Origin of the sequence: Gordonia iterans (assembly GCF_002993285.1) — a bacterium.
Taxonomy (GTDB): Bacteria; Actinomycetota; Actinomycetes; order Mycobacteriales; family Mycobacteriaceae; genus Gordonia; species Gordonia iterans.
This window is the reverse complement of sequence record NZ_CP027433.1, coordinates 3,630,352-3,646,303: the sequence shown is the minus strand read 5'-3', so window position 1 is coordinate 3,646,303 and position 15,952 is coordinate 3,630,352. Positions and strand designations below refer to the sequence as shown.

Below are 15,952 nucleotides of genomic sequence, written 5' to 3'. Positions count from 1 at the left end.
GCGCCGACCACCGCACCGGCCGTCAGCAGGCCGGCACCCGAACAGAGGAGCCCGAGTGGACTTCGGAATCGTGCAGTTCACCAGTGACCGCGGCGTGCTGCCCCAGGTGCTCGCACCGCTGATCGAACAGGCGGGCTTCGCGTCGTACTACGTGCCCGAACACGGTCACATCCCGACCCGGCGCGAAGCCGCCCACCCGGGCACCGGCGACTCCTCGCTACCGGACGACCGGTATCTGCGCACGCTCGACCCGTGGACCACCCTGGCGGCCGCGGCCGCGGTGACCGAGCGGATCCGGCTGGCGACGGCCGTCGCGCTGCCCGTCCAGTCCGATCCGATCACGCTCGCCAAGACGATCGCCACGCTCGATCACCTGTCGGGCGGTCGGGTGACGCTCGGCGTCGGATTCGGGTGGAACCTCGACGAGCTCGCCGACCACGGCGTGCCCGCGGGACGGCGCCGGACCATGCTCCGCGAGTACCTCGAAGCGATGCGGGCGCTCTGGACAGACGAGGAGGCGAGCTACCGGGGCGAGTTCGTCGAGTTCGGCTCCAGCTGGGCGTGGCCCAAACCGGTCTCCATCGTCCCGGTACTCGTGGGAGCGGCCGGCAACGAGAAGAACTTCCGGTGGATCGCCCGCAGCGCCGACGGCTGGATCACCACCCCGCGCGAGGACGACATCGAGGGGTCCGTCGTCCTGCTGCACCGCATCTGGCGCGATGCGGGGCGGGAGGGCGCACCGCAGATCGTCGTGCTCGACGGCAAGCCGGTGCCGGAGCGCCTCGACGCCTGGCGTGGGCTCGGAGTCTCCACGGTGCTCTACGGTGTGCCCGACGACTCCGCCGAACGCGCCGCGGGATACCTCGCACGGCTTGCCGGAAAACTGGACCTCTGACGAGGCCCCGAATGTCCGCAACCGCTGCATCGCGGTGCTCACCGCACGTAGGCTTCCCACTATGAAGGCGCAGGTGCTGGTCACGGAAGAGGGGCCTGCGGGCTTCGAACTGCAAGACGTCGCGGAGCCGGTGCCCGCACCCGGACAGGTCGTGGTCGACGTCAAGTCCTGCGGTCTGTGCTTCCCGGATCTGCTGATGAGCCGGGGTCAGTACCAGTTGCGGCCGCCGCTGCCGTTCACCCCGGGCACCGAGGTGGCCGGCGTGGTGCGCAGCGCGCCGGCGGACTCGGCCTTCGAAGCGGGCGACCGCGTGCTGGTGGCGTCGATGATCGGCGGCTTCGCCGAGACGCTGACTGCGGCGCCCCAGCAGCTCCTCCCGATCCCCGACGAGCTGACGTTCGACGAGGCCGCGGCGATGGGCATCAACTTCCAGACCGCGCTGTTCGCGCTGAAACTGCGTGCGCAGACCGCGCCCGGCGAGGTGGTCGCGGTGCTCGGCGCCGCGGGCGGCGTCGGGGTGGCGTCGATCCTGGTGGCGAAGGCCATGGGCGCCAAGGTGATCGCGGTGGTGCATCGGTCCGGCGCCGAGGAGATGCTGCGGGACCTGGGGGCCGACGAGGTGGTCCCGCTCGCCGACGGGTGGAAGGATCGCGTCCTGGAGCTGTCCGACGGGGGTGTGGACGTGGTGGTCGATCCGGTCGGCGGCGACGTGTTCGACGAGGCGCTGCGCACCGTCGCGCCGGACGGGCGATACGTGGTGATCGGGTTCGCCGCCGGCGGGATCCCGACAGTCAAACTCAACCGCGTCCTGTTCCGCAACGTCTCGATCGTGGGCGCGGCCTGGGGCGAGTACATCCGCCGCCAGCCGCAGGTGCCCGCGCTGCTGCACGACGAGCTCGTGGAGATGATCCAAGCCGGACTGCGACCGCCGGTGAACGCCACGTATGGGCTCGACGACCTTCCTCAGGCGCTCGCCGATCTGGCCGAGGGCAGGATTCGCGGCAAGGCGGTCGTCAAGATCGCCGAGTGAAGCGTCGCCTCAGGCGAGCCCGAACAGGCGGGCGGCGTTGTGGTGGACCACCGAGCGCAACCAGTCGTCGCCGAAGCAGAGGCGCTCGCACGCCTCGAGCGCGTGGAGATAGCCGTACGGAATGTTCGGGAAGTCCGACCCGAACAGGATCTTCTCCTGCAGCCCGGCCAGGCGGGGGAGCAGTGACGGCGGATACGGCGCGCCCCGCTCGGAGAAATCGGTGAAGCTCATCGTCGTGTCCAGGCGCACCTGCTCGTAGCGCTCGGCGAGCTCGACGAACTCGGCGTACTCCGGTGTCCCCATGTGGGCGACGATCAGGGAGAGCTCCGGAAAACGTTGCAGGACAGCGCGTATCGGCTCCGGTCCGGTGAAGCGTCCGGGTGCGGGACCGGACCCGCAGTGGATCACCACGGGAGTCTGGGCCTCGGCGAGGACGCCCCACACGCCGTCGAGGAGCGGATCGAGCGGGGAGTAGTCGCCGACCTGGATGTGCGACTTGAACACCCGTGCTCCGGACTCGATCGCCGCCGTGACGTACTCGGCGGCACCAGGTTCGGGATAGAACGTGGCGGTCTGCAGGCAGTCGGGGTGGCGGGCGGCGAAGTCGGCGGCCCAGGCATTGAGCCAGGGCGCCATGTCGGGCTTGTGCGGATAGACCATCGAGCTGAACGCACGCACCCCGAACGCCCGCAGCGCGGCGACCCGGGTGTCCTCGTCGGCGCGGTACGTGATCGGCCATTCGCGTCCGATCATCGGGCCGGCGGAGTCGAAGTAGGCCCACACCTTGTCCAGGACCCGCTTGGGCATGAAGTGGGTGTGTACGTCGATCAGTCCGTCGAGCCCGAGGCCTGCGGTGAACGCCTGGACTGCCGCAGCTTCGTCGGCGCTGAACGGCGCCGGGGCGAGTTCGTCGCACATCGGGTCACAGATCCTGGCGGGAGTTGGCGGGGTGGGGCAGCGCATCGCCGTCGGGCAGCTCGAAGCCCTTGGGGGAGACCATGATCGCGTCCGCCTCGACGGTGACGCCGTCGTCGTCGGACATGGTCGCGTGGACGAAGGTCTTGCGGCCCTCGCGGCCGGTCACCTCGGCACGGGCGGTGAGGGCGCCGAGCCGCGTCGGCCGCAGGTATCTGACGGTCAGCGTGCCGGTGAAGCTCGGCAGGCCGTCTGTGCTGGCGGCCTCGCCCACCAGTTGGTCGAGCATCAGTGCCGCGACGCCTCCGTGCACGCAGCCCCCGGGCCCCTCGTACGCGGCGCCGAGCACCATGTCGCACTCGGCGACGCCGGGAGAGCGGGTGACCCGCAGCGGCGGTGCGAGGGCATTGCGCGCGCCGACCGCGGCGTTTCCCCACGGCATGCCGATGAACTCACGCGTGTACGGGGTGCCGAAGCTGCCGGGGCGCTGCTGCGTGCGCAGCGCGGCGACCACCTCGTCGATCTTCGCGCGGGCGGCATCGAGTTCGGCGTCGCTCACCTGCGAGCGGATCACCGCATCGACCAGGTCGCGCACCGAATCGGTCAAGGGCTCGACCACGGAGAGGCGTCGATCGATCTCGTCTCGGGTGATGTCTTCGATCCGGAAGTCCACGATGCCGACGATAGGGCATAGCGGCCGCACGGCGCCCGGGACGGGTTGATAGGACTGTGCACATGACGATCACCGCACCCGGCAACCCCTTCTCCGCCTTCGCCGTGGGGCGTCGGCCCGGCTCGGCGCTCGCCGAGATGGTCCAGTACCTCGGTCCGGGCCTCACCGATCATCGCGGCCTGATCGACCTCCCCGCACTGACCGTGCTGTTCGACGACATCGGCGGTCTCCCGTTCTCCCACTCCGGGCCCAGGCCGTCCATGCAGGCGCGACTGTCGATGTCGATGCTGGGCAGGCCCGCGGTCGAGGCGGTGCTGGAGGCCACCGCGGAGGTGGTGATGAGCGACGACGACTACGGGGTCACCTCGGTCCTCATCCGGACCTCGGAGGGCGCGGTGTGCACCGGCACCGCCCGGAGCGTGCGCGTCGGGCGAGACCTCGTCGCCGGGGGCGACCACATGCAGATTCCCGAGCCGACGGCGCCGACCGGGGCGCCGCTTCCGTCGTACGACCCCGCTGTGGCGGGACGGGAACTGGTGGAGCGGATCGCTGCCGCCGATGCCCCGATCGGCGCGCTCGCCGAGTTGCTCGGCGGTTCCTTGGAGGTCGCCGACGTGGTGACGTTCCGGGTGCGTACCGGCCCGTGGATGGGGAACATCATGGGCACCATGCACGGCGGAGTGATCGGTGCGGCGGTGGCGCAGGGACTCTCGTTCGCCGCGCAGGCGGTCACGGTCCCGGGTGTCGGGTATCAGCTCGCCGACTTCACCGTCGACTTTCTGCGCTCACCGGCCGTCGACGGGCGCACGGTGGAGGTCCGTACCTCGGTGATCAAGACGGGGCGGCGAATCGGAGTCTTCGTCGCCGAGATGTACGACGGCGACGCACTGCTGGCGCACGCGACAGCCGAAGCGCTCTTCCTCCCGGCCTGACGATGCCGAACCCTCCTTGAGCGGCAAGAACGAGCCGTACCTGGTTCTTTGAGCCGGCGAGGAACGTGCCGTACCTCGCTCCTCGAGCGGCAAGAACGTGCCGTACCTCGCTCCTTGGGCGGCAAGAACGTGCCGTACCTCGCTCCTTGAGCGGCAAGAACGTGCCGTACCTCGCTCCTTGAGCGGCAAGAGTGAGCCGCACTTCACTCCTTGAGCGGCAAGAGTGAGCCGTACTTCGCTCCTTGAGCCGGCGAGGAACGTGCCGTACCTCGCTCCTTGAGCCGGCGAGGCACGAGCCGTGTCGAAAGGAAAACAAGCGTGCATGCTTGATTTTTTCGCGAGCCTGTGTGACGCTCGACGCATGGCCCTCGTAGACGAACTCGTCTCTGCACTCGACGCCGAATCGGAGTCGCTGGACGCGCTGGTCGCGCCGCTGGCGCCCGACCAATGGGCCACCCCCACCCCGGCCGCCGGGTGGACCGTCGCTCATCAGATCGGGCACCTGCTCTGGACCGACCGGACCTCCCTGGTCGCCGTCACCGACGCCGACGCCTTCGCGGAGCTGCTGAAGCACGCGTGGACCGATCCGACGGGTTTCGTCGACGCCGCCGCCGAGGAGGAGGCCCGGCGCGACCCGGCGGAATTGCTCGCCGACTGGCGGCGTACCCGCGGGCGACTCGCCGGGGCGCTGGCGGCCGTGCCCGAGGGCGCCAAGCTGCCGTGGTTCGGCCCGCCCATGTCGGCGCCCTCGATGGCCAGCGCGCGCCTGATGGAGACCTGGGCCCACGGGCTCGACGTCGCCGACGCGCTCGGCGTCGAACGTGCCGAAGACGACCGGATCCGGAACGTCGCGCACCTGGGCGTGCGTACGCGGAACTTCGCCTACGCGGTCAACGAGCTGCCCGTCCCGGAGGCGGAGTTCCGGTTCGAGGTCACCGCGCCGTCGGGCGCGGTCTGGACCTGGGGGCCCGAGGACGCCGTCGACGTGGTGCGCGCTCCGGCGTTCGACTTCTGCGCGCTGGTCACCCAGCGCCGGCATCTCGACGACCTGGACATCGAACTGATCGGCGACGACGCGCGCCAGTGGGCCTCGATAGCCCAGGCGTTCGCCGGTCCGCCCGGCGGCGGCCGCGCCCCGTCTGGTCACTGAGCCGCTCTCATCGTCCACCGCAGGAGGATTGACTACGCATGAAAGACGTCGTACGGATCGGCAACGCCTCGGGTTTCTACGGAGACCGGTTCAGCGCTGTGCAGGAGATGCTCGAGGGCGGTGAACTCGACTATCTCACCGGTGACTACCTGGCCGAGCTCACCATGCTGATCCTCGGGCGTGACCGGATGAAGGACCCGACCCTGGGCTACGCCAAGACCTTCCTGCGCCAGATGAAGGAGAATCTGGCGCTGGCGCTCGATCGGGGCGTGCAGATCGTCGTCAACGCCGGCGGGTTGAATCCGCACGGCCTGGCCGTCGCCCTGCGCGAACTCGCGGCCGACCAGAACCTCGACGCGCAGATCGCCTTCGTCTCCGGCGACGACCTCTCCAAGCGCGTCGACGAGCTCGGTCTCGGGCCCGCCCTGACGGCGAACGCCTACCTCGGCGGCTTCGGCATCAAGACGGCCCTGACCCGCGGCGCCGACGTCGTGGTGACCGGTCGCGTCACCGACGCCTCGCTCACCGTCGGACCGGCAGCGGCCGCCTTCGGGTGGGGGTACGACGACCTCGATGCCCTCGCGGGCGCGGTGGTGGCCGGCCACGTGATCGAGTGCGGAGCGCAGGCCACCGGCGGAAACTACTCCTTCTTCACCGAGATCCCGATGGGGCACTTGGGTTTCCCGATCGCCGAACTGCACCCGGACGGCTCGTCGGTGATCACCAAGCACGAGGGCACCGGGGGCGCGGTGACGATCGGCACCGTCACCTCGCAACTGCTCTACGAGGTCGGCGGACCCCGGTACTTCAACCCGGACGTGACCGCGCGGCTCGACTCGGTGCAGCTGACGCAGGAGGCTCCGGACCGCGTCGCGATCTCCGCCGCGACCGGCGAGGCGCCGCCGGACACGCTCAAGGTGTCGCTGAACAACCTCGCCGGCACCCGCAACGAGATCACCGTGATCCTCACCGGCCTCGACATCGAGGCGAAGGCGGCGCTCTTCGAGGAACAGTTCCGGGCCGCGCTGCCCGATCCCCCCGCCGAACTGGAGTTCAACCTGGTGCGTCACGACCGCCCCGACTCCGACAACGAGGAGCAGGCCAGCGCGATGCTCCACGTCGTCGCGCGGGACGTCGACCCGGCCAAGGTGGGCCGCCGATTCTCCAACGTCGCCGTGGAACTCGCGCTCGCGACCTACCCGGGATTCACGCTCACCGGGCCGCCCGGAAACGGCTCGCCGTACGCGGTGTTTGAGCCCGGCTACGTCGATGCCCCGCTCGTCGAGCACCGGGTGATCCAGCCCGACGGCGTCAGCGTGGTGATCGATCCTTCCCCGGCACGCGCCGCGCCGACCTACGACGACGATGCGCCCGCCCCGTCGTCGAACACCGACTGGGGGACCACTCGGCGGGTGCCGCTCGGGATGGTCGCGGGCTCGCGCAGCGGCGACAAGGGCGGCAGTGCGAACGTCGGCTTGTGGGCGCGCAGCGACGACGAGTATGCGTGGCTCGACGAGTTCCTGACCACCGAGAAACTGAAGGAACTGCTGCCCGAGGCCGCGGAACTGACGGTGAAGCGGTATCGGTTGCCCAACTTGCGTGCGGTGAACTTCGTGATCGAGGGGATCCTCGGCCGGGGCGTCGCCGAACAGGTCCGGTTCGATCCGCAGGCCAAGGGTCTGGGCGAGTGGCTGCGCTCGCGTCACGTCCCCGTCCCCGAACGCTTCCTCGGCTGAGAGCTCGACGAGGGTGATTTCGACTCGCTTCGCTCGCTCAATCATCGATGGGCGGGTATCCGTCCGGTCGCGGACTGGCTCTCGTGTTCGGTCGGCGGGTGCTCGCTCGATCGTCGAGCAGGTTCCACACATCGATGGTTGAGCGAGCGCAGCGAGTCGAAACCCGAGAACTGAGTCGAAATCCGAGAACACCGTCCGACAAGAATCAAGGAGATCCATGCCCATCCCGAACGCCGCCTGGGAGACTCCCGAGCGGCTCGCGTTGCGTCAGACCGTCGCCGGTTTCGCGCAGCGCCACATCCTTCCGTATCAGGACGAGTGGGAGCGCGAAGGCCTGCTGCCCCGCGAACTCCACAAGCAGGCCGCCGCACTCGGCCTCATCGGACTCGGCTACCCGGAGGAGGCAGGCGGCACCGGCGGCGACGCGATCGACGTCTGCATCCTGACCGAAGAACTGCACCAGCAGGGCGTGGCCGGCGGCGTGTTCGCCTCGCTGTTCACCAGCGGCATCTCGCTGCCGCACTTGATCCGGGCCGGTGATCCCGCGCAGATCGACAGGTGGGTGCGGCCCACGATCGACGGCGACATGATCGGCAGCCTGGCCATCACCGAGCCGAGCGGCGGCAGCGACGTCGGGCATCTGAAGACGACGGCGGTGCGCGACGGCGACCACTACGTGGTCAACGGCGCCAAGACCTTCATCACCTCGGCCGTCCGCGCCGACTTCGTGGTGGCCGCCGTGCGCACCGGGGGCCCCGGCGCGGCCGGAGTCTCGTTGCTGGTCGTGGAGAAGGGCACGCCCGGATTCAGCGTCGCCCGCAAGCTCGACAAGATGGGCTGGCTCAGCTCGGACACCGCCGAGCTCTCTTTCGCCGACTGCCGGGTCCCGGTGGAGAACCTGGTGGGAGCGGAGAACTCGGGCTTCTTCCAGATCGCACAGGCCTTCGTTTCCGAGCGGGTGGGCCTGGCGGTGCAGGCCTATTCGCAGGCGCAGCGTTGTCTGGATCTGACCCTGGAGTGGGTGCGGAACCGGGAGACCTTCGGCAAGCCGTTGATCAGCCGGCAGAACGTGCAGGACACGGTCACCGAGATGGCCCAGCGGATCGACGTCTCCCGCGTCTACACGCGCGCACTCGTCGACTCCTACGTCGGCGGCAATGAGGATCTGATCGCCGAAGTCTGCTTCGCCAAGAACGACGCCGTCGAGACGGCCGAGTGGGTGGCGAACAAGGCGGTGCAGCTGTTCGGCGGCATGGGCTACATGCGGGAGAGCGAGGTGGAGCGGCAGTACCGCGACATCCGCATCATCGGCATCGGCGGTGGCACCACGGAGATCCTCCGCACTCTCGCCGCGAATCGATTGGGGTACCAACCGGGGCGAGCGGAGCGACGGGAGATGAACCAGTGACCGTTCTGCAGAGCAAGATTGACACCGACTCGCCGGAGTTCGTCGCCAACGTGGAGGCGATGAACGCCAAGCTCGCCGATCTCGACGTCGAGTTCCGCAAGGTCCTCGAGGGCGGGGGCGAGCGGTCCGTCGCCCGGCATCGCAAGCGCGGCAAGCTTCTTCCGCGCGAGCGCATCGAGCTGCTGATCGACGAGGATTCCCCGTTCCTGGAGCTGTGCCCGCTGGCGGCGTACGGCTCGCAGTTCGCGGTGGGCGCCTCCATCGTCGTCGGGATCGGCGTGGTGGAGGGCGTCGAATGTCTGATCGTCGCGAACGACCCGACCGTCAAGGGCGGGACGTCGAACCCTTGGACCCTGCGGAAGATTCTGCGCTGCAACGACATCGCTCTGGAGAACCGGCTTCCGGTGGTCTCCATGGTCGAGTCCGGAGGCGCCGACCTGCCGACGCAGAAGGAGGTCTTCGTCCCCGGCGGACGTATGTTCCGCGACCTCACCCGGCTCTCCGCGGCGGGTATCCCCACCATCGCGCTGGTCTTCGGCAACTCGACCGCCGGCGGCGCGTACGTGCCCGGCATGAGCGATCACGTGGTGATGATCAAGGAACGCTCCAAGGTGTTCCTCGGCGGTCCGCCGCTGGTCAAGATGGCCACCGGTGAGGAGAGCGACGACGAGGAGCTCGGCGGCGCGGAGATGCACGCCCGCGTCTCCGGGCTGGGCGATTACCTGGCTGAGGACGAGCAGGACGCGGTCCGCATCGGGCGGCGCATCGTCGGCCGGCTCAACTGGCGGAAGAAGGGGCCGGCGCCGTCGGCCGAGGTGGCCGAGCCGCGCTACAGCTCCGAGGATCTGCTGGGCATCGTGCCGAGCGACCTGAAGGTCCCGTTCGATCCGCGCGAGGTGATCGCCCGGATCGTCGACGACAGCGATTTCGACGAGTTCAAGGCCGAGTACGGCACCTCGTTGTGCACCGGCTGGGCCAAGATCCACGGGTACCCGGTGGGCATCCTGGCCAACGCCCAGGGCGTGCTGTTCAGCGCCGAGTCGCAGAAGGCCACCCAGTTCATCCAGCTCGCCAACCGCGCGAACACCCCGCTGCTGTTCCTGCACAACACCACCGGGTACATGGTCGGCAAGGAGTACGAGCAGGGCGGCATCATCAAGCATGGCTCGATGATGATCAACGCGGTCTCCAACTCGACCGTCCCGCACCTGTCGGTGCTGATGGGCGCGAGCTACGGCGCCGGCCACTACGGGATGTGCGGCCGCGCGTACGACCCGCGCTTCCTGTTCGTCTGGCCCAGCGCCAAGTCGGCCGTCATGGGCGGCGCTCAGCTTGCTGGCGTGATCTCGATCGTCATGCGCGCCTCCACCGAGGCCAAGGGCGGTGTGGTCGACGAGGAGGCCGACGCCGGAATGCGCGCCATGATCGAGGCGCAGATCGAAGCCGAGTCCGTCCCGATGTTCCTGTCCGGAATGCTGTACGACGACGGCGTGATCGATCCCCGGGACACGCGTTCGGTGCTCGGGATGTCCCTGTCCGCGATTGCCAATGCCCCGGTCGAGGGCACCAGCAACTTCGGCGTCTTCCGGATGTGAGGAAACGATGAATCCTTTCGACAAGCTCAAGGAGCAGACCAAGCTCAAGGAGCAGACCAAGCTCAAGGAGCAGACCAAGCTCAAGGAGCAGACCAAGCTCAAGGAGCAGACCAAGCTCGAGGAGCAGACGCAGTGATCACCTCCGTCCTCGTGGCCAACCGCGGCGAGATCGCCTGCCGGGTGTTCGAGACCTGCCGCGCGATGGGCATCGGCACGGTGGCCGTCTACTCCGACCCCGACGCGGACGCGCCGCACGTGCGGGCCGCCGACGCCGCGGTCCGGTTGCCCGGGTCGACCTCTGCGGAGACCTATCTGCGCGGCGACCAGGTGATCGCCGCGGCGCGGAGCGCCGGTGCCGACGCGATCCATCCGGGTTACGGATTCCTTTCGGAGAACGCCGAATTCGCCCAGGCGGTGATCGACGCAGGACTGACCTGGATCGGTCCACCGCCGTCGTCGATCGTCGCGATGGGCTCCAAGGTCAACGCCAAGGAGGCGATGGCCGCGGCGGGCGTCCCGGTGCTGTCGGACCTGGATCCCGCGACCGTCACCGAAGCTGATCTTCCGCTGCTCATCAAGGCCTCGGCCGGCGGCGGCGGCCGAGGCATGCGCATCGTCTCCGAACTCAGCGAGCTCGACGACGCCGTCGCCGCGGCCGCCCGCGAAGCCGAGTCGGCGTTCGGCGATCCGACCGTGTTCTGCGAACCGTACATCGAGCGCGGGCACCACATCGAGGTGCAGGTGATGGCCGACCAGCACGGCAGCGTGTGGGCGGTCGGCGAGCGCGAATGCTCCATCCAGCGCCGCCACCAGAAGGTGGTCGAGGAGGCCCCGGCGCCGCTGGTCGAGCGAATCGGCGGGAGCATGCGGGCCGAGTTGTACGACGCGGCGCGCACCGCGGCGTCGTCCATCGGATACGTGGGCGCCGGGACCGTGGAGTTCCTCGCCGACTCGAAGGGCCGCTTCTTCTTCCTGGAGACCAACACGCGGCTGCAGGTGGAACATCCCGTCACCGAGCTGACGACCGGGCTGGACCTGGTCCAGTGGCAGCTCCGGGTCGCCCAGGGCGAGCCGCTGGAGGGCGAAGAGCCCTCGCACACCGGTCATTCCATCGAGGTGCGGCTCTACGCCGAGGACCCGGCGCGTGACTGGCAGCCGCAGTCGGGCACGGTGCACACGATCGACATCCCCGCCGACGTGCACTTCGGGCTGCTGAGCCGACCGGGTATCCGGGTCGACTCCGGTATCGCCGACGGCAGCGAGATCTCCACCTATTACGACCCCATGCTGGCGAAGGTGATCTCCTGGGCGCCGACGCGCCGCCGCGCCGCGGCCATGCTGGCCCGCGCGCTCTCCGACGCCCGGATCCACGGACTGGTGACCAACCGCGACCTGCTGGTGAACATCCTTCGCGAGGAGCAATACCTCACCGGCGACACCGACACCGCGTACCTCGAAACCATTGGGCTGGAAAAGCTTTCGGCAGGTCTTGCGGACGAGCGCGCGGAACGGATCGCGGCGGTGGCTGCGGCCCTGGCGCAGTCGGCGGCCGCTCGTGCCGAGGCGACGGTGCTCGGCGGGATCCCGTCCGGGTGGCGGAACCTCCCGTCGGGATACCAGTCCAGGAAGTACCTTTCGACACGTCTCGTCACTCCGCTCCACGACGGCACGAGGAGCGAGGAGCCGGGCGGGTCTGAGATCGAGGTCCGCTACCGGATCGTGCGCGGGGTCGTCGAGCTCCCCGACGACGACGGGGTCGAGGCAGTGTCCTGGACACCGGGCGAGACGGTGCTCCTGGTCGACGGCGTCGCGCGGCGGTACGCGGTCGATGTCGTCGGCGATCAGGTGTTCGTCGACTGGCCGGGTGCGTCCGTCGTCCTGACGAGGGCGCCGCGGTACGTCGATCCAGCGACGGTGCAGCGACCCGGGTCGCTGTTGGCGCCCATGCCCGGGTCGGTGATCCGCGTCGCCGTCGCCGAGGGCGATCGGGTGACCGCGGGCCAGCCGCTGCTGTGGCTGGAGGCGATGAAGATGGAGCACACCATCAGTGCGCCGAGCGACGGCGTCGTCGCAGTCCTCGCCGTCAGCGAGGGACGCCAGCTGTCCGTCGGCGACGTACTCGCCGTCATCTCCGAAGAAGAGGCCACCGAGTCCGCCGACGCGGACGCGTAACAGAAAGACACACCATGGATTTCACCGAAACCGCCGAGCAGACCGAGCTCCGCGCCGCCGTCTCCGCGCTCGGCGCCAAGTACGGGCCGCAGTACTTCCAGGACTGCGCCCGGCAGGGCCGCAAGACCGATGAGCTCTGGCGTGAGGCCGGCGAGCTCGGCTTCATCGGAGTCAACCTGCCGGAGGAGTACGGCGGGGGCGGCGCGGGCATGACCGAGCTCGCCATCGTGATGGAGGAGCTCGCTGCGTCGGGCACCGGCCTGCTGATGCTGGTGGTGTCGCCGGCGATCTGCGGCAACATCATCGCGCGCTTCGGCACCGACGCGCAGAAGGAACGCTGGATCCCGGGTCTGGCCGACGGCTCCATCACGATGGCGTTCGGCATCACCGAACCCGACGCGGGCTCCAATTCGCACATGATCACCACCACGGCCCGGCGAGACGGCGACGAGTGGCTCCTGTCCGGGCAGAAGGTGTTCATCTCGGGGGTCGACCAGGCCGACGCGGTCCTGATCGTCGCGCGCACCGAGGACGCCAAGACCGGCAAGCTGAAGCCGGCGCTGTTCATCGTGCCGACCGACGCGCCGGGTTTCGAGTACACGATGATCGAGATGGAGCTGCTGAACCCGGAGAAGCAGTTCAGCTTGTTCCTCGACGACGTCCGACTGCCCGCGGACGCGCTCGTCGGCTCGGAGGACGCCGCGCTCAGCCAGCTGTTCGCGGGCCTGAACCCCGAGCGCATCATGGCCTCGGCGTCGGCCGTGGGCATGGCCCGCTACGCCCTGGAGAAGGCCGTCGCGTACGTCAACGACCGGACCGTGTGGAAGGCGCCGATCGCGACGCACCAGGCCATCGCGCACCCGCTCGCCAAGATCAAGATCGACCTGGAAGCGGCCAAACTGATGATGCAGAAGGCCGCCGCCCTGTACGACGCCGGCGACGACTGGGGCGCTGCCGAACCGGCCAACATGGCCAAGCTGCTCGCGGCCGACGCCGCGGTGGCCGCCGTCGACCAGGCCATCCACTCGATGGGCGGCAACGGCCTCACCGTCGAGTACGGCCTCGCCCCGATGATCACCCTGTCCCGGATCGCCAAGATCGCGCCGGTGAGCCGCGAGATGATCCTCAACTTCGTGGCGCAGGCGAGCCTCGGCCTGCCGAAGAGCTACTGAGAGGGGGCGGTACCGATGACCGACTCGGAGGTCCTGGTTCGCACGGCGACCGACGCGGGGGTCACCACCCTCACCCTGGACTCGCCCGCCAACCGCAACGCGCTCAGTTCCACGCTCGTGCGCCAGCTGCGGGACGCGATCGACACGGCAGGCGGCGACCCGTCCGTGCGGGCTGTTGTCGTCACGCACACCGGCGGAACCTTCTGCGCCGGAGCCGATCTCGGCGAGGCGCTGAAACGGGGACTCACTCCCGAACAGGCCACCGAAGAGGTCGGTAAGGCGATGTCGGGGCTGATGCGATCGTTCCTCGAGCTGCCGAAGCCGGTCGTCGTGGTGCTCGACGGGCACGTGCGGGCCGGCGGATTCGGACTGGTGGGCGCCGCCGACGTCGCGATCGCCGGACCCGCGTCGACCTTCGCGCTGACCGAGTCACGGCTCGGGCTGGCACCGTCGATCATCTCGGTGGTGCTGCTGGCCCGGATGACTCCGCGCGCGGTCGGCCGCTACTTCCTCACCGGGGAGAAGTTCGACGGACCGGCCGCGGTCGAAGCCGGACTGCTCACGGTCGCAGCGGATTCCGCCGACGGCGTGGCACAGGAGCTCGAGGCGGTGCTCGAGGGCGTCCGGAAGGCGTCGCCGCAGGGGCTGGCGGCGTCCAAACGACTCACCACTGCGGCGCTGCTGGACGGTTTCGACGAGGCGACCGCCGTGCGGGCCGCGGAGTCGCTGGCGCTGTTCGGCTCGGCGGAGGCCCGCGAGGGCATGACGGCCTTCCTCTCCAAGCAGAAGCCGTCGTGGGATGTGAGCACCCGATGACGGTCGCCGCGCGGGAACCTCGGCAGGAGCGCTCGCGGCAGACGCGCGAGCGCCTGCTGACGGTGACGGTCGAGATGCTGGCCGCCAAGGGCTGGTCGGCCACCACGATCGGCGCAGTCGCCGAGGCCGCCGGGGTCTCGCGCGGCGCGGCGCAGCATCACTTCCCGACCCGGGAGGACCTGATCACCGCGGTGTTGGAGTCGATGTTCGAACAGATGACTGCGGAGGCCGCGCAGACCATCGAGAACCTCCCGGAAGGTCCGGAGCGGATAGACGTCGTCGTCGGTCGTGCCGTGTCCATCTATCTCGGCACCCCGTTCAAGGCGGCGCTGCAGGTGTGGGCGGCAGCGGCATCGGACGAGCCTCTCCGCCAACGGATCCTGCCACTGGAGGCCAAGCTGGCGCGGGCCGCGCATGCGCTGACCGTGCAGGGCCTCGACCCGTCGGGGGAGTACGGGGCCCAGGCGCATCGGCTCGCCCAGCTGACCCTGGACCTCGCGCGCGGGCTCGGCCTGGCGGACACGCTGTCCGACGACTCCGCGCGCCGCGCGCGCGTCACCGCCGCCTGGGTGGATCAGGTGAAGGCGGCGCTCTCGTGAGCCGCGCACCCGGGGCGGCCGGGCTCGATCAGTCCCACCAGAATTCCCAGTAGTTCCAGTCGTTGAGTCCGTTCACGTAGTCCTCGGCGTCGAGACCCTGATCGACGTTGTCGGGACAGAATGCGTAATGTTCCGCGGCGAGGAGCCGCAGCTGCTGGTCACCCTGGCGCGAGAAGCGTTTCCGGCGCGGGTGCCGCGGTACGCAGAGGGTGAGGGAGTCGGGGGTGAGCGAGACCGGGACGGTGCCGAAGCGCTCCTCCCACGACCGGAGGACGGCTGACACGGGTTCACCGGCGAGGTCGTAGTTGATCGGTCCCCACCAGCCGAGCGCCTTCGGCACGTTTGCCGGTCGGTCCACCGGAACCAGCAGCAGTGCGCCGGGTTCGTCCACTCCCACGTCGGCCGGATCCGCGGCGGGCCCCTCGACCGGATCGGCGAAGTCGGTGAATCGGAACTCCGGTTCGAACTCGTCGAAGAGGTCCCGGTCATCGTCGTACAGGGATGCGCGGAACGAGCCGTCGAGCACCTGTCGCGCGGTGAACGTGCGCGGGTCGAAGCCCGCGAACTCGCCGTCCAACCACGGTTGCCGCAGACCGTCCCTGCCCTGCGCATGCAGCGGCCACAGGCCGGTCTGCCCGTACGCGGCCATCAGTGTCCGCAGCAGGCCGGTGATCTCCGGTTCGGGCAGAACCTGCGAAGAAGTCCACGCGACGGGTGCGTTCGGTGCCGCCCCGGGCGCGATCGTGCGCCCCGGCGGGAGCTGGATTCCCGCGAGGATCGGGGAACCGTCGGACGGAAGTGGGCCTGGGGTCGCGGTGGGCACCGCCCGACACTACCCAGCGATGCCCGGCGGTGAGAA

General features: G+C 69.4%; 15 protein-coding genes. 12 read left to right on the top strand and 3 right to left on the bottom strand.

The genetic code is table 11. The annotated features are described in order from the left end of the window. The first annotated feature begins 55 nt into the window (after positions 1–55). Positions 56–895 (top strand): LLM class F420-dependent oxidoreductase, encoded by an 840-nt coding sequence (locus tag C6V83_RS16440; protein WP_105943309.1) that lies wholly within the window; start codon positions 56–58, stop codon positions 893–895. Between the two features lie 61 nt (positions 896–956). Continuing rightward, positions 957–1,925, top strand: a complete 969-nt coding sequence (locus C6V83_RS16435; protein WP_105943308.1) for an NADPH:quinone oxidoreductase family protein — start codon at positions 957–959, stop codon at positions 1,923–1,925. Between the two features lie 9 nt (positions 1,926–1,934). Here the strand turns inward: C6V83_RS16435 and C6V83_RS16430 are convergent, their stop codons facing one another. Together C6V83_RS16430 and C6V83_RS16425 are read right to left on the bottom strand one after the other, a co-directional pair. Beyond that, positions 1,935–2,843, bottom strand: coding sequence for an amidohydrolase family protein (locus tag C6V83_RS16430; protein ID WP_105943307.1), 909 nt, complete (start codon positions 2,841–2,843; stop codon positions 1,935–1,937). A gap of 4 nt (positions 2,844–2,847) precedes the next feature. Further along, positions 2,848–3,513 carry a PaaI family thioesterase gene (locus C6V83_RS16425; protein ID WP_105943306.1) on the bottom strand — a complete coding sequence of 222 codons (666 nt, stop codon included), beginning with the start codon at positions 3,511–3,513 and terminating at the stop codon, positions 2,848–2,850. A gap of 62 nt (positions 3,514–3,575) precedes the next feature. Here C6V83_RS16425 and C6V83_RS16420 point away from each other — a divergent pair, with 62 nt between their 5' ends. The 10 genes from C6V83_RS16420 to C6V83_RS16380 all read left to right on the top strand — a co-directional run bounded on the left by C6V83_RS16420 (position 3,576) and on the right by C6V83_RS16380 (position 15,093). Further along, complete coding sequence (locus tag C6V83_RS16420; protein ID WP_105943305.1) at positions 3,576–4,445, top strand: PaaI family thioesterase; 870 nt, start codon at positions 3,576–3,578, stop codon at positions 4,443–4,445. 361 nt (positions 4,446–4,806) lie between these two features. Further along, a complete protein-coding gene (locus tag C6V83_RS16415; protein ID WP_105943304.1) occupies positions 4,807–5,595 on the top strand; it encodes a TIGR03084 family metal-binding protein in 789 nt (262 codons plus the stop codon). A gap of 38 nt (positions 5,596–5,633) precedes the next feature. Continuing rightward, positions 5,634–7,331 carry an acyclic terpene utilization AtuA family protein gene (locus C6V83_RS16410; protein ID WP_105943303.1) on the top strand — a complete coding sequence of 566 codons (1,698 nt, stop codon included), beginning with the start codon at positions 5,634–5,636 and terminating at the stop codon, positions 7,329–7,331. 217 nt (positions 7,332–7,548) lie between these two features. Next, on the top strand, positions 7,549–8,739 hold the full coding sequence (locus C6V83_RS16405) for an acyl-CoA dehydrogenase family protein (RefSeq protein ID WP_105943302.1): 1,191 nt from the start codon (positions 7,549–7,551) through the stop codon (positions 8,737–8,739). Then, entirely contained in the window at positions 8,736–10,334 is a 1,599-nt protein-coding gene (locus C6V83_RS16400; RefSeq protein ID WP_105943301.1) for an acyl-CoA carboxylase subunit beta, read from the top strand. Before C6V83_RS16405 ends, C6V83_RS16400 begins: the two co-directional genes overlap by 4 nt. Before the next feature lie 7 nt (positions 10,335–10,341). Then, positions 10,342–10,470 carry a hypothetical protein gene (locus C6V83_RS18965; protein ID WP_267893959.1) on the top strand — a complete coding sequence of 43 codons (129 nt, stop codon included), beginning with the start codon at positions 10,342–10,344 and terminating at the stop codon, positions 10,468–10,470. After that, positions 10,467–12,506, top strand: coding sequence for an acetyl/propionyl/methylcrotonyl-CoA carboxylase subunit alpha (locus tag C6V83_RS16395; protein WP_234353776.1), 2,040 nt, complete (start codon positions 10,467–10,469; stop codon positions 12,504–12,506). Before C6V83_RS18965 ends, C6V83_RS16395 begins: the two co-directional genes overlap by 4 nt. 14 nt (positions 12,507–12,520) lie before the next feature. Next, positions 12,521–13,678, top strand: coding sequence for an acyl-CoA dehydrogenase family protein (locus C6V83_RS16390; RefSeq protein WP_105943300.1), 1,158 nt, complete (start codon positions 12,521–12,523; stop codon positions 13,676–13,678). 15 nt (positions 13,679–13,693) lie between these two features. Next, entirely contained in the window at positions 13,694–14,494 is an 801-nt protein-coding gene (locus C6V83_RS16385; RefSeq protein WP_105943299.1) for an enoyl-CoA hydratase family protein, read from the top strand. Further along, positions 14,491–15,093: a TetR/AcrR family transcriptional regulator gene (locus C6V83_RS16380; RefSeq protein WP_105943298.1), complete on the top strand. Its 603-nt coding sequence runs from the start codon at positions 14,491–14,493 to the stop codon at positions 15,091–15,093. The genes C6V83_RS16385 and C6V83_RS16380 overlap by 4 nt, the downstream gene beginning before the upstream one ends. Before the next feature lie 28 nt (positions 15,094–15,121). Here C6V83_RS16380 and C6V83_RS16375 read toward each other — a convergent pair whose 3' ends face one another. After that, positions 15,122–15,916: a DUF4253 domain-containing protein gene (locus C6V83_RS16375; protein WP_105943297.1), complete on the bottom strand. Its 795-nt coding sequence runs from the start codon at positions 15,914–15,916 to the stop codon at positions 15,122–15,124. Between the last annotated feature and the right edge of the window lie 36 nt (positions 15,917–15,952).